This window comes from bacterium (assembly GCA_018830565.1).
Taxonomy (GTDB): domain Bacteria; phylum UBA9089; class JAHJRX01; order JAHJRX01; family JAHJRX01; genus JAHJRX01.
Map to the genome: position 1 here is coordinate 1 of JAHJRX010000064.1, position 14,907 is coordinate 14,907.

The window sequence follows — 14,907 nt, forward strand, 5'->3', positions numbered from 1 at the left end:
AAGCTCATTTTAAATTAGGGGTGGCTTACTTGGAGAATAAAAGATTAGAAGAAGCTATCTCGGCTTTACAAAGAACAATCTCTTTAAAAGAAGACCATCTTGAAGCTCATTTTAAATTAGGGGTGGCTTATAAAGATAAAAAAGCTTATGAAGAGGCGATCAGGTTTCTTAAAAAAGGGATAGCTTTAAATGAGAATTGTCCCTCGTTCCATTATTTACTAGGGTGTATCTACTATGAAAAAGAAGAATGGGCTGAAGCTGTGAAAAGCTTAAAGCAAGCTATTAATAAAAAAAGCGACTTTGCTGAGGCTTTCTTTTATTTAAGTATGTGCTTTGAAGCTTTAGAAAAAAATAAAGAAGCTATAGAAAATTATAAAAAGACGTTATCTTTGAAGAAGGATTTTGTAGAGGCTTATTATAGATTAGGAGAAATTTACATAAAAAAAGATTTACTTCGTGAAGCAATTATTGTTTTTGAAAAAGCCCTTTATTATAAACCAAATTATGCTTTATGTTATCAAAAATTAGGTGATATCTACTTAAAAAAGAAGATGTCCAAGCAAGCTATTTCTTGTTACCAAGAAGCTCTTAAGATTCGTTCTGATTTAGCCGTAGCTTATTTAAACTTAGGTGATGCTTATATAGAAGAAGGTCTTTTTGAAGAAGCCTTGTCTTCTTACAAAGAGTCTATAGTTATTCATCCTCATAATGCTAAAGCTTATATGAACTTAGGTAATACTTATCGATTTTTAAAGAAGATAGAAGAAGCTATTACTTCATTTAAGAAGTCCCTGGAGTTAGATCCTAATAATCATCACTGTTATCATCTGTTAGGTAAGACTTATGAGGAAGCTAAGGATTATGAAAAGGCCATAGATGTTTACAAGCGAGCTTTAGTGATTAAACTTGATTTCTTTGATCTGTATTTAAGCTTAGGAAATGTCTATGTAAAAACTAAAGACTATTTAGAAGCTACCAATGCTTATCAAAAAGCCTTAGACTTAAATAAATACTACTTAGATATTTATTTTTACTTAGGAGAGATATATTCCGAGATGAAAGAACATCAAAAAGCTATTAATGCTTATGAAAATGTCTTAAATGTTGATTCTAAAAACGCAGTAGCTTACTATAATTTAGGCAATGTTTACTCTGATGTCAAAGAATATGATCAAGCTATTGGGGCTTACCAAGAAGCAATTAATTTAAATCCTGAATACGCCCAAGCTTACTATAATTTAGGCAATGTTTACTCCCAAAAGGGAAAGAAAAAAGAGGTAATTAATGCTTACTCCCAAGCTCTCTCCATTGATCCTTCTGATGTTAATGCTTACTATAATTTAGGAAATGTTTATTTAGACGAAGGAATAAGTGAGAAGGCGATAGAAGCATACAAAGAAGCAATCAAAGCTAATCCTAACTTTGCTACTGCTTATTATAATTTAGGTAATATTTACTTTGATCAAGAGGAATATGATGAAGCTATAAAATTTTATGAGAAAGCCATTGAAATAAATCCAATAGATGTAGAAAGTTTATTTAATTTAGGAAATACTTATATTAAGAAGAAAATGTTTAGAGAAGCTATAAAAGCATACCAGAGAGCGATTATGATTAAACCTGATTTAGTTGAGGCTTACACTAATTTAGGAAGTGCTTATGGTGATATAGGAATGTATCAAGAGTCCATAGGAGCTATATTAAACGCCATTAAGATTAATCCTCGAATGCCAGAGTCATATTGTAATTTAGCCGAAGTATATTTAAAAAATCACCAAATAATGGAATCCATAGATTATTTTAAAAAAGCCATCGACATTAAGCCAGAAATGAGTGATGCTTATGCTGGTTTAGGAGAAAGTTATTTTCAATTATCAGAATTTAAAGAAGCCCTGAAATATTATAAGAAAGCCATTGAATTAGATTTTAAAAATCCTGAACTTTATAAGGGTTTAGGGAAAATCTTAGAAGAGATAAGCAGGAGAAAGAAGATCAAGAATAATTTCGTAGACAAGGTTCTTGACCAACAGCAACTCTAATGATATGACCCTGTCCCTGCAATAGAGGTAATTATATGACCTTGGTGATACTTGATGATATATGATCCTACTTGATAAGGTAATTATATGACCTTGGTGATAATTGCTGGTCCTACTGCTGTAGGAAAGAGCGAAGTAGCTTTTGAAATAGCTAAAGAGTTAAAAGGAGAAATTGTTTCTGCTGATTCTAGACAAATATACCGCTTTATGAATATTGGCACGGCTAAGCCTTCTTCTGCTTTTCTTGATAAGATTCCCCATCATTTGATTGATATTATAAATCCTGACGAAGAGTTTTCTGCTTCTTTATTTAAAGAATTAGCCCAAGAAAAGATAGCCGATATTAGCAGCAGAAGAAAAATTCCTATTTTAACTGGAGGTTGTGGTTTATACATTAATGTGATTACTCAGGGATTATTTCCTCTTTCACCTTCTTCTAAAGAGCTTAGAAAAAAACTAGGGGCAAAGTGTTCTCTATTAGAATTGTACCAAAAACTACGTGAGGTAGATTTAGAAACAGCTTTAAAGCTTTCTCCTAATGATAAGTTTAGAATTATTAGAGCTTTGGAGGTATACTATTTAACTGGAAAAAAGATATCAAGACTTAGAAAAGAGGAGACTATAAAGAATAACTATCGTTCTCTATCCATAGGATTAACGGTAGATAGAAGTCTATTGTATAAAAAGATTAACGAACGAGTAGAAAAGATGTTTAAAGATGGTTTTTTAGAGGAAGTTAAAGGTTTGATCAAGATGGGGTATAGCGAAGACCTATCTTCAATGATGAGTTTAGGTTATAAACAGGTGGTAAAACATTTAAAAGAAGAAATAAGCTTAGAAGAAGCAAAACTGTCTATCGAAAAGGAAACGAGAAATTATGCCAAGAGACAGGTTACTTGGTTTAAGAATAAGGAGAAGCTTAAATGGTTTTCACCGGGAGAGGTAAGTAAAATAATAGAAGAAGTTAGAATTTTTTCAAATTTATAGATAACAAATTACCTGCTATAAATGAATTTTGAAAGTTTGACCCTTACGGCCCTCCTTCTGATATTTTTCGAAGATAAAGTTTAGCGCAAGTACAAGCAAGATTTCGAACTTTAGCTATATAACTTACCCGTTGAGTAACGCTAATTATTCCTCGAGCTTCTAATAAATTAAAGATATGAGAACATTTTAAGGTATAGTCATAAGCAGGTAAGACTACCTCTCTTTTAAGGATAGCTAATGCCTCTTGCTCATATTTACTAAATAAATCCAAGAGAAGACTTCCATCGGCTAATTCAAAATTATAAAGAGAATTTTCATATTCACTTTTCTTATGGACATCTCCGTAAGTAGTGGTATTATTCCAAGCAATATTAAAGACATTATCTAATTTCTGAACATACATCGCTATTCTTTCTAATCCGTAAGTTATTTCCACAGAAATAGGATCTAAATCTATCCCTCCTACTTGCTGAAAATAAGTAAATTGAGTAATCTCTAACCCATCTAACCAAACTTCCCAGCCTAAACCCCAAGCTCCAAGGGTAGGAGATTCCCAGTCATCTTCTACAAACCTAATGTCATGAAATAAAGGATCAATCCCTATCTCTTTTAAACTTTGTAAATACATTTCTTGAATATTGCCAACGGTAGGTTTAATAATTACTTGAAGCTGATAGTAATGCTGAAGACGATTAGGATTTTCTCCATATCTTCCATCAGCCGGGCGTCGACTTGGTTCAACATAGACAGCCCTCCATGGTGCTGGACCTAAAGACCTTAAAAAAGTAGCCGGATTAAAAGTTCCTGCCCCTACTTCTATATCATATGGCTGAACCAGCAAACAACCTTTATCGATCCAAAAAGATAAAAGTTTTAAGATAATCTCTTGAAAAGTCATTCTTCTATCATGCTTTCATAAAATTTTAGAGATTTTAAGGGTGAAGGTAGATAATAAGCTAAATAATTATCTAAGATAATCCCTTTTAAGTTCTTCAAAGTCTCTTTAGATAAACTAAGTTTTGAGACTTCGTTAAGTTTCAAATATAATAAATTTCTTAAAAGCTCTAACATCTGAAAAGAAAGATCCATAGTCTTCATACCTTGACTACAATCAAAACAAACTACTCCTCCTTCTAAAAAGGAAAGTTTAACTTTGGTCAACCCCGTTAGAGAACTTTGTTCTCTAACCGTCTGTGCCAACGATGGTTTTAAACCACAGTCGGCTTTCTCTATCGGGATCTTACAGACTAAACAGTTTTTTAAATGGATCCTTAATCCTAAAAAGGAGAATAACTTTAAAACAAAAGCATAAATATAAAGAGAATGGTACCCTTTAGAAATCAACTGTAAACTCTTTAAAGTTAATAAAAATATCCTTAAATCTGGTTCCTTCCCTACTAAAGCTAAATCTAAGATTTCTACTAAACATAAAGCTGTGGCAGTCTTTTTTAAATCCTCTCTTATTGGCGAATGAGAAGAGATAAGCTTAGCTTGAATTAAGGTATACAAATTTTGGTCTGTTTTTTGATAAAATTGCGTCTCTAAGTAAGTAAATTTTTCCAAGCTAAACCCAAATTTATTATTAAGTCTTTTAGAACCTTTAGCCACAGCAAAAATTCTTCCCCATTTAACAGTAAGCAAGCTAATGATCTTACTATCTTCACTTAAGGATTGGCTTTTTAAAATAATGGCTTTGGTTTTAAAATAAGACATCTTAAGTTACATGGAAACCGATAAAAACTTGACATAATAATTGTATTTCCACCCCCTACCCCCGCCAGCGGGGGATAGTAGGGCTCGTCCCTGTCCGTGAAGGCGACGAAACAACAGTCACCCACAAAGATATCCCCCGCTGGCGGGGGTAGGGGGTGGATTTTCCCTACGAGGTATGTCAACTTAATTAATGGATTGCATATACTAATTCTTACAAAAATCTTACATCTTAATCTTCTGAATTTTTTTCCATCAGTTTTTCTAATTTAACTTTATTAATTGATCTTTTACTAGCCCCAATGATGGTAATTCTCATCTTCTCATCTTTAATTACCTCTCCAATAGAAGGAATATACTTTAAAGTTTCTAAGATATAGCCACTAATGGTCTCAAAATCTTCTTCTTCTGGGAAATTAACCTGAAGTTCTTCTTCAATCTTTTTTATGGCAGTGCTTCCTTCGATTAAGTAAGTATTTTTATCTAAACTCTTGATCTGTCTCTTTTCTTGTTCATGTTCATCTTGAATCTCTCCAAACATCTCTTCTAAGATATCTTCTAAGGTCACAATCCCTGAAGTTCCCCCATATTCATCAACCACAATGGCAATATGAATAGCTTTTGCTCTAAATTCTTTTAATAAATCACCTATATGTTTTGCTTCTGGAACAAAGAAAGGAATATGAATAAATTCAATGGCTCTAAAATCAGCCTTTTCTTCCCAAAAATTTAGTACATCTTTAATGTAGATAAGACCAATAATATTATCAATATTTTCTTCATAGACTGGAATTCTGGAATACTTACATTCTCCAAACACTTTAATAATCTCTTTAATATCAGCACTTGCTTCTACGCAAATTATATTAGTTCGAGGAGTCATTATTTTTTTAACTTCAATTTTTGAAAGATCAAAGACTTTATTAAAAATTTCACCTTCTCTTTCTTCGGCCAGATCTTTTCTTTTACTTTTGGTAATAAAAAATCTTATCTTCTCTTGAGTAAAGTAATTTTCTTTCTTTTTTTCAATCTCGATCAAAGATTTATTAAGATAAGATACCATTTTTAGAAATGGCGAAAAAATTTTAAGAATTAATTGAAGAAAAGGAGCGATAAAGATAATTAACTTGTTCTTCTTTTTATGAAAGATAGCCTTAGGAATAGCTTCGGCAAATATTAACATGATCATGGCTAATATTATTCCTGATAAAAACTCATGCCCCTTATATTCTGAAGCGGTAAAAACAGCCGCCGAAACACTAAATAAATTATTTCCAATTAAGACACAAATAATAACGATACTGGGATTTTTTACTAAATCATAGACAATTAAAGCTTTTTTTCTTCCTCTTCTTACTTCATGGCAAAGTTTAACCTGATCTAAAGAAAGAATACCTATTTCTGTTCCAGCCAAAAGAGCACTTAATAAGATACAAATAAGAATAATTAAGAAAATAGTCAGAGACATAAGCTATACCTGGTCAAACTCATCCTTGATTTCACCTACAATCTCTTCCATTAAATCTTCTATCGTTGCTAAACCAATGGCTTTTCCTTTTTTATCAGTGACCATCGCGAGATGAACTTTACTACTCTGGAGCTCATAAAAAAGCTTATTTATTTTTTTTGACTCTGAAACAAAGAATACCTTTTTAATAAATTCCTTTAAATTTATATCCTTTAAATTTATATCTTTATCTCTACCAAAATATTCTAATAAGTCTTTAGCGTAAATTATCCCTATAATATTAGAATTATTATTTTTGTAAACAGGAAGCCGAGAAAATCCAGTCTTTTTTATGATCCTTAAAACATCTCTCAGTTTATCATTAATTGAGACAGAAGCAACCTTGTCTATAGGAATCATCACCTCTTTAACATTGGTCTTACTAAATTCAAAGATCTTATGGATCATTCTTTCCTCTTCCTCTTTTATTATTCCCTCTTTTTTACTAATTTCAAGCATCGACCTTACTTCTTCTTCCGTAAATTCCTCTTTAATCTCTTTTTTTCCGGTAAATAAATTTATAATAAAGAGCAGCATTACTTTTAGAGGCGTAACTAAGATGGAAAATGCATAAAAATAAGGTTTAATTAGCCTTATTGATAATTCAGAATTTTTAAGGGCAAAAGTCTTGGGAATTATTTCCCCATAAAGAATCATGATGATAGTCATTAAAACAATAGCAGCTGCTACACCAAAACCTACCTTTATTCTTGTGGCGTCACAAATATCTATTAAAAGCGAAGTAGCAAAAATAGAAGCAAAAGTATTAACTAAGATATTACCAATTAAAATATTGGCTAAGACCTCTTTAGGTTGATTTAACATTTTAATTAATCTCTGATTAGAAGCGATCTTCTCTTTGCTAAATTCACTTAAAGAAAAAAATGCGGTTTCAAAACTAGAAAACATAGCTGAAAACAGGACCAAAATTCCTACTAAAGCAAATTTTCCAAATAAGTAGTAAAGGTTTATTTCACTTGACATATATACTAAAAACTTTCTTACCCTAAAACAAGAAATATCACTAAGGTAATAGCTATTCCCAAGACCGCCCCTACAATAACTTCACTGTAACTATGAAATCCACTTCCAACTCTACTTCTACCTAAAAGAGCAGCTAATAAAAAGGTTAATATGATAATTAAAGGATTTTTAGTGATCAAGGCAATAGAAGTCCAGATAGAAAAAGCTACCGCACTATGGCCGCTAGGCATACCTCCTTGCATAGGAGTTCCCCGTCCAATATAGATCTTGCCCATAATGGTAATTAAAACAACCATGATTAGACTAATAAAGACAAGATAGCCTGGAATTTCTCGAACTTTATAAATGATTGCTTTCTCTGAAACATAACTAAGATGAGGGTATAAGATTAAATATCCTACTACAAAGGCATTAAAAGCAGAGACTAAGACTGCTCCCGCCGCTAAATCTTTTCCAATGCGAACTAAAGTATGATATCGATTTTCAGTAATTAAATCTAAAATAGATTCTATAGCGGTATTGATAATTTCACAAATTATGACTAAGGTGGCAGAAAAAAATAAAATTACTAATTCCAGGCGGGTTAAATCCAAAAAAAGAGTACTGATAAATATTAAAAGAGCCATGATGAAGTGGGTCCGGAGATGTTTTTGAGTCCGTAGCCCGTAAACAATTCCAGCTAAAGCATAATTAAAACTTTGAACTATTTTTAAGGTATTTAAATTAATGTTAACAACTCCTCTTCTTTTTCCCTCATCTTAGTCTCATCTTCTACCTTTAAATGATCATATCCTAAAAGATGGAGAAGACCGTGGATAATTAAGATATTAAGTTCTTTTTCAAGACTATGATTTAAATCATTAGCTTGCTTGCCAGCTGTTTGAACAGAAATAATAACTTCTCCTAAAAAAGAATCTTCTTTAATTAAAGGATAATAAGCTTCTCTAAAAGCAAAAGCTAAAACATCAGTAGCTTTATTGATACCTCGATATTCCTTATTTAACTTTTTTATAAATTGGTCATTACTAAAGACAAGACTAATCTTCCCTTTCTCGCCTAAATGTTTTAATAGCCTTAGTCCAATCTTCTTTATTTTCTCAATCTTTATTAATTCCTTCCTTTGGCAATTAGCTACTTGAACTTGTCGAGTAAGCATTAAATTAATTTTCCTTAAGTCTTTCTTCTTGAGGATATTCTATCCGTCCATGATAGGCGACAGAAAGAACTTTAGAAAAAACAGCGGCAATCTTATTAAGGTCTTTTAAGGAAAGATCACATTCATTTAACTGAGAATCTATAAATTTATTATTAATAACTTTTTTTACTGTTTCTTCAATTCTAAGATGAGTAAGCTTAGGTAAAGCTCTAATAGCAGCTTCTACTGTATCAGCTAACATCACAATTGCTGCTTCTTTAGATTGAGGAAGAGGTCCCGGATATCGAAAGCTATCTTCGTCTATTTTAGTCTCTTTTTTACCTTCTTCCTCTTCTTTCCGGGCTAAATTATAAAAATAACTTATTAAAGAAGTCCCATGGTGTTCTTGAATAATGTTGATAATCTTTTGAGGTAGTTTTCCTTTCCTGGCAATCTCCACTCCATCTTTAACATGAAATTTTAAGATAGAAGCACTTAAATTTGGCTTTAAGCCGTCGTGAGGATTATAATTAGTTTGGTTTTCTACAAAGTATTCAGGCTTATTAATCTTTCCAATATCATGATAATAAGCTCCAACCCGAGTTAATAAGATATTAGCTTCTATCGCATCAGCTGCTTTTTCCGCTAAATTTCCTAAAGATTGACTATGCTGATAAGTTCCTGGCGCTTCTATAGAAAGTTTTTTAAGCAAAGGAGCATTTAAGTCAGATAATTCTAAGAGCTTAAAATTAGTAGTCCTCTTAGTTAATTTTTCTAAAAATGGCAAGATTCCTATGGTTAATATAGCCGAGATGATACCATTAATAAAAGCTCGTAAAGTCAAAGTACTCAAAAAGATATAACTTGTTTGGTTTATTAAACCAAACCCTGCAACAATAAATACATTAACTAAAGCAATAGTTATTCCACTCTTAGTTAAATCGCTCTTTACTTTAGCAAAAGAGGAAGCATAGATAGCGATAACCCCACTTCCCAGATAAAAGATTAAAAGATTCAAGCTATTACCGGTCATCATTCCTGAAACGATACTTAAAAACATGGTCGCCAATAAAGCAATCTCTTGGTTTAAGAAGATTGCCATTAACATCGAAAAAGTAGCCATAGGAATAAAGTAAGGAGATAATCCTTTCCAGATAGCCACCTTAACTAAAACTACAACTACCAAAACAATGATACTTAAAAATAATAACTCATCTTCTTTCACTGAAAATTTGGGCTGAAATCTCAAGAAATAAACTCCCATCAAGAAAATTAAGGTAGAAATTAAGATAGCGTGCCCGGCAAAATTATTAAAATGAACTTTTGGGTCTTTTGTTTGAAGGTTATGTAAAGCCTTTAATTTTTGGGTGACATAATAAGTAATTTTTTCACCATCACCGACAATTTTTTCCCCTTTAGCTACTAAGTATCTCACTGGCTTTATATTTTTCTTAGCTGTTTCGATAAGTTTTTGGGTCTCTTCTCCATTAAAAGTTAAATTAAGAATAGCATATGAAGAAATTAAGGTACTAATAACATCTTTAGCCTTGTCTTTAAAGGAAACATCTATCTTTTCTTTAATGACATCTTTTAAATTTATAAGCTGATAAAACTCATCTAAAGATTTAATCATAAATTCTTTCTTGTCTTTATTATCAAGAGATACGACGATAATTCCTCCTATAATATCTGATTTAAGCTTTTTCTCATCTTCGTCAGTAATACCTCTATTAAGGCAGTCTGTTAAAATCTTTAAGACTGTTTCTTTGATCTGGTCAAGGTTTGGGTATTTAAGTAAAAAGTTTAAGTAATCTTCAGAAAGATTAGCTTCACCTGCTTTTAGCTTTAAGGCAAAAAGTCGAGTTACTTCATCTTTAAACTTATCATTCTTGACGGTCTTAATTTCATCAAAGAAATTATTAATTTTATTAGTTAGGATAGGAATAAGGGTGAAGTCTAAGTTATAGACAGGTTTTACTCGCAAAACAGCTTCTTTTTTTCTTAATTTTGTAGCTACTTCATCTTCATAGTAAAACTGAAAAGGAGCTTTAACAAAAGCAGTACTAATGCTTCCTTCTTCGGGATATTTAAGAAGCTCCTTTTTTTTAGCGATAAGGAAAATGGTGCTCATTAATATTAGCAAGATTAAGAGAAGCTGAGATAGTTTTTTTAATCTTATCTTCCTATAAGAAATTCCTTGAAGACTATCTTTCAAATCCTTTAAATACTTAGTAAGTTTATTCATTATTTTTTACCTTAGAAGCTTCGTAATTTTCATAAGCTTTAATTATTTTTTGAACTAATTTATGCCTGACCACATCACCCTCTGTAAAATAGATATAAGAAATTCCTTCTGCTGCTTTCAGAATAGATTGTATTTGAACTAATCCTGAAACACTTCCTTTTTTTAAGTCAATCTGGGTAATATCACCGGTAATTACTATCTTAGATTCAAATCCTAATCGAGTTAAAAACATCTTCATCTGCTCAGGGGTGGTATTTTGAGCTTCATCTAAGATAATAAAAGAGTTATTTATAGTTCGACCTCTCATGAAAGCTAAAGGAGCAATCTCAATAATTTCTTGCTCAAACATTTGGTGAAGTTTTTCTGTCCCCATCAAATAATAAAGAACATCGTAAATGGGTCGTAAATAAGGATTTATCTTTTCTTGTAAAGTACCTGGTAAAAATCCTAACTTTTCACCAGCTTCCACGGCCGGTCTGGTTAAGATAACACGATCTACTTCTCCCCGATTTAAAGCAGAAATAGCCATGGCTACGGCTAAATAAGTTTTACCAGTTCCAGCAGGGCCAATGCAGATAATTATGTCATTCTTGGCTATGGCTTCTACATATCTTTTTTGGGTAATAGTTTTAGACCTGACAATTCTTCCTTTAGGAGAGGTATAGATAGATTCAGTAAATACCGAAACTAAGTCTTTGTCTTTTTTTTTGGCTAAAATATTTAAGGTGTATTCTATCTCAGAAACTCCAATGGTCACGCCCGTTCGGATAATGCCCATTAATTCTTCAAAGACCCGAAAAATATAGTTGACTTCTTCTTTATCTCCTTTGATGATTAATTCATTTCCTCGCGGAATAACCTTAGTAGAACGACAATTTTTTCGAATAATCTTTAAGTTTTCATCATTGCTTCCTAATAAATTTACAGCTTCCTCATTACTTAATAAAGTAATCCTTTTTTCCAAAACTACCTCTTCTTAAGTCTTTAACTGATCTGGTTTTTTAAGAGAAGTAACTACCTCTGTCTTGATATAAAGTTCTCTTAACTGAGTTTCACTAACTTCAAAAGGAGCATTAGTTAGCAAGCAAGTTCCACTTTGAGTCTTAGGAAAGGCAATAACATCTCGAATAGAATTAAGATTAAGAATGGCAGCTAATAAGCGATCTAATCCTAAAGCAATGCCCCCGTGAGGTGGAGCCCCATATTCAAAAGCTTCTAATAAGAAACCAAATTTTTCATCAGCTTCTCTTGAGGAAATCCCTAAGAGTTTAAATATTTTTTCTTGTAATTCTTTTTTATGAATCCTGATACTTCCTCCTCCAACTTCTCCACCATTTAAGACTAAATCATAGGCCTTAGCTTTTACTTTTTCAGGAGCTACTTCTATTAAGTTAAGACTCTCTTTGGTGGGCGAGGTAAAAGGATGGTGGGTAGAAACCCACTTTTTTTCCTCTGGGTTAGGTTCAAATAAAGGAAAATCTACTACCCATAAAAATTTATATAATTTAGGATCTATCAAGTTTAATTCTTTGCCTAAATATAAACGTAAATTAGATAGAGATAAATTAACAATTTTGGGCGTATCTGCCACAAAGAAGAGGATATCTCCATCGGTAGCTTCCATTTCTCGGTAAACATGGTCTAATATTTCTTGACTAAAAAATTTAACAATAGGAGATTCTAAGGTTTTTCCTGTTACTTTGAAAAAAGCTAATCCCTTAGCTCCATAACTATTGACTAAAGAAGTTAACTCTTCTATCTCTTTTCGAGAAAGATTTGCTTTTTGAGGAACCCTTATCCCTTTTATTATTCCTTGATCTTCAATGACCTTCTTAAAGACTTGAAAATTAGAATCTTTAACTAATTTAGTAATATCCTTTAATTTTAAATTAAATCTTAGGTCAGGTTTATCATTACCATAACTATTTAAAGCTTCTTGGTAACTTACTCTTGGAAAAGGAACTTCTATCTCTTGCTCAAAGACTATTTTAAATACCTCCTTTAACATCTCTTCAATCGTGGTTAAGATATCTTCTGTATCGACAAAGGACATTTCTATATCTATTTGGGTAAATTCCCCTTGACGGTCTGCTCGCAGGTCCTCATCTCGAAAGCATCGGGCTATTTGGAAATAACGTTCCATTCCAGAAACCATTAAGATTTGTTTAAATAATTGGGGAGATTGAGGAAGAGCATAAAATTTTCCAGGATGCAGCCTGCTTGGTACTAAGAAATCTCTGGCTCCTTCAGGAGTGCTTTTAATAAGCATCGGTGTTTCAATCTCGATAAAATTTCGCTTATCTAAAAAATTTCTAACTACCTGCACCGTCTTATGTCTCTTTAATAAGTAATTTCTCATCTTAAGCCGTCTTAAATCTAAATACCGATATTTAAGTCGGATATCTTCACTAACTTCTGCTTCTTCTTCAATTAAAAATGGTAAAACTTTACTTTCGTTAAGTAAGATGAGCTCTTCTGCATATACTTCTATTTCACCCGTAGTTAAATTTAAGTTTATAGTTCCTTTAGGGCGAGCCAAGACTATTCCTTTAACCTTGATTACATATTCACTCCTTATTTTATGAGCTAAAAGATGAGCTGGTGAATTTACTTCAGGGCTAAATACTACTTGGACAATTCCAGAGCTATCCCTTAAATCCACAAAAATTAACCCACCATGATCTCGCCTTCGCTGGACCCAGCCAGATAAAATAACTTCTTTTTCTAAATTAGTAATTCTTAACTCTCCACAATTGGCATTTCGATATACTTCCATCTTTTCCTTCCCTTTTAGAAACGTTCAGCTACTTTCGAGATAAAACTTTTTAATAAAATATTCTTTTATCTTTTCTATAGGAATCTCTTCTTGGCTTTTATCTTCCATATCTCTTATCAAGACTTTATGCTTAGCTTTCTCTTCTTCTCCTAAGATAATAGTAAACTTAGCTTTTAATTTATCTGCTTTCCTTAATTGGCTCTTCAAGCTTTTATCTGTCCAATCCATATTGACTATAAAACTTGTTTCTCTTAATTCCTGGACAATCTTTATTCCTAAAGAGGACACTTCAGGTGAAATGGTAGCCAGATAGATGGATTTATTATCTTTCTCGTAAGGCTTTAATGACCTTTCTAAGGAAAGAACAATCCTTTCTATACCTGCTGCAAAACCTATCGCTGACGTATCGGGTCCTCCCATTTGAGCTATTAAATTATTATATCTTCCTCCCGCCGCAATAGTATTTTGAGCCCCTAAGTTTTTGTCAATCACTTCAAAAATAGTGTGAGTGTAATAATCCAAGCCTCTTACTAAATGAGGATTAATTATATAAGGAAGGTTTAAAAGTCTTAAATAGTAACTAACTTGATCTAAATGTTCTTGACAATCTTGACAAAGAAAAAGATTAATAGCCGGAGCTTGCGAAATTAAAACTTTACAGTTATCTCTCTTGCAATCTAAAACTCGCAAAGGATTTTTATTTAATCTCTCCTTGCAATCTTGACAAAGCTTTTCTTTGTGAGGAAGAAGATAATTAATTAAGTCTAACTTATAATTATTTCGGCAGGCATTACAACCCAAGCTATTAATATGGGTCTCTAAACCAGCCATACCCAATTCCGTGAGAAGGTGGACAACCATAGCCACTACTTCTGCATCCAACCCAGGATGGTTGCTACCAAAAACTTCACTCCCTAACTGCCAAAATTGACGTTGTCTCCCTGCTTGTGGCCTTTCGTATCGAAACATCGGGCCAAGATAGTACAATTTAGAATTAGCTAAAGTCAGACTTAAGTTATTTTCTAAATAAGCTCTTACTATCGAAGCGGTATTTTCAGGTCGTAAGGTTAAATTTCGACCTTTGCGGTCTTGAAAAGTATACATCTCTTTATTAACAATATCTGTCCATTCTCCAATTCCACGTGTAAATAACTCTGTAAATTCAAAGATAGGTGTTCTTATCTCTTGATAACCATATATTTCAAATATTCTTCTACTTGTTTCCTCGATAAAATGCCATGTCTTTACCTCTGAAGGCAAGATATCTTTTGTTCCTCTCGGAGCTTCAATCATCATTACCCCTAATTCTAAAAGACTAAGAAAAAACTGAGAATGTAGTTAAGTATAGGCTAAGAAGAGCTATTTGTCAATAAAATTCAAAACTTGTGTAACAGCAAAATGAAAATGTCCTGTTTTCCGTTAAATAGAAATGTCCTATTTTGTATTAGATAAAAATGATCTTTTATATGGGTTTATTTTAAACTTCCTCCAAGGGTGATCCAATGGAAGAATATGCACCTTTCT

12 protein-coding genes are annotated in these 14,907 nt (G+C 32.3%); 2 read left to right on the forward strand and 10 right to left on the reverse strand.

Annotated elements, in window-relative coordinates:
* Both KJ849_06220 and miaA read left to right on the forward strand, forming a co-directional pair.
* The coding region (locus tag KJ849_06220; GenBank protein ID MBU2600151.1) for a tetratricopeptide repeat protein at window positions 1–2,039 on the forward strand (2,039 nt) is incomplete at its 5' end.
* A gap of 87 nt (window positions 2,040–2,126) precedes the next feature.
* Window positions 2,127–3,026 carry a tRNA (adenosine(37)-N6)-dimethylallyltransferase MiaA gene (gene miaA / locus KJ849_06225; GenBank protein ID MBU2600152.1) on the forward strand — a complete coding sequence of 300 codons (900 nt, stop codon included), beginning with the start codon at window positions 2,127–2,129 and terminating at the stop codon, window positions 3,024–3,026.
* A gap of 43 nt (window positions 3,027–3,069) precedes the next feature.
* Here the strand turns inward: miaA and KJ849_06230 are convergent, their stop codons facing one another.
* From KJ849_06230 to hisS, 10 genes are all read right to left on the reverse strand, one after another.
* Window positions 3,070–3,924: a glycine--tRNA ligase subunit alpha gene (locus KJ849_06230; GenBank protein ID MBU2600153.1), complete on the reverse strand. Its 855-nt coding sequence runs from the start codon at window positions 3,922–3,924 to the stop codon at window positions 3,070–3,072.
* The gene (gene recO, locus KJ849_06235) at window positions 3,921–4,739 is read right to left on the reverse strand and encodes a DNA repair protein RecO (GenBank protein MBU2600154.1); all 819 of its coding nucleotides are present in this window, start codon (window positions 4,737–4,739) and stop codon (window positions 3,921–3,923) included. The genes KJ849_06230 and recO overlap by 4 nt, the downstream gene beginning before the upstream one ends.
* A gap of 229 nt (window positions 4,740–4,968) precedes the next feature.
* Entirely contained in the window at window positions 4,969–6,204 is a 1,236-nt protein-coding gene (locus KJ849_06240; GenBank protein MBU2600155.1) for a hemolysin family protein, read from the reverse strand.
* Window positions 6,205–6,207: 3 nt separating this feature from the next.
* Window positions 6,208–7,227: a DUF21 domain-containing protein gene (locus KJ849_06245; protein ID MBU2600156.1), complete on the reverse strand. Its 1,020-nt coding sequence runs from the start codon at window positions 7,225–7,227 to the stop codon at window positions 6,208–6,210.
* Between the two features lie 17 nt (window positions 7,228–7,244).
* Entirely contained in the window at window positions 7,245–7,853 is a 609-nt protein-coding gene (locus tag KJ849_06250) for a diacylglycerol kinase (protein MBU2600157.1), read from the reverse strand.
* Between the two features lie 92 nt (window positions 7,854–7,945).
* Window positions 7,946–8,383, reverse strand: a complete 438-nt coding sequence (gene ybeY, locus KJ849_06255) for an rRNA maturation RNase YbeY (protein ID MBU2600158.1) — start codon at window positions 8,381–8,383, stop codon at window positions 7,946–7,948.
* A gap of 4 nt (window positions 8,384–8,387) precedes the next feature.
* Window positions 8,388–10,607, reverse strand: a complete 2,220-nt coding sequence (locus KJ849_06260; GenBank protein ID MBU2600159.1) for an HDIG domain-containing protein — start codon at window positions 10,605–10,607, stop codon at window positions 8,388–8,390.
* Window positions 10,600–11,571, reverse strand: coding sequence for a PhoH family protein (locus KJ849_06265; protein MBU2600160.1), 972 nt, complete (start codon window positions 11,569–11,571; stop codon window positions 10,600–10,602). Before KJ849_06265 ends, KJ849_06260 begins: the two co-directional genes overlap by 8 nt.
* A 12-nt stretch (window positions 11,572–11,583) precedes the next feature.
* Window positions 11,584–13,383, reverse strand: coding sequence for an aspartate--tRNA ligase (aspS, locus tag KJ849_06270; protein MBU2600161.1), 1,800 nt, complete (start codon window positions 13,381–13,383; stop codon window positions 11,584–11,586).
* A 24-nt stretch (window positions 13,384–13,407) separates the two neighbouring features.
* Window positions 13,408–14,679 carry a histidine--tRNA ligase gene (gene hisS, locus KJ849_06275; protein MBU2600162.1) on the reverse strand — a complete coding sequence of 424 codons (1,272 nt, stop codon included), beginning with the start codon at window positions 14,677–14,679 and terminating at the stop codon, window positions 13,408–13,410.
* Between the last annotated feature and the right edge of the window lie 228 nt (window positions 14,680–14,907).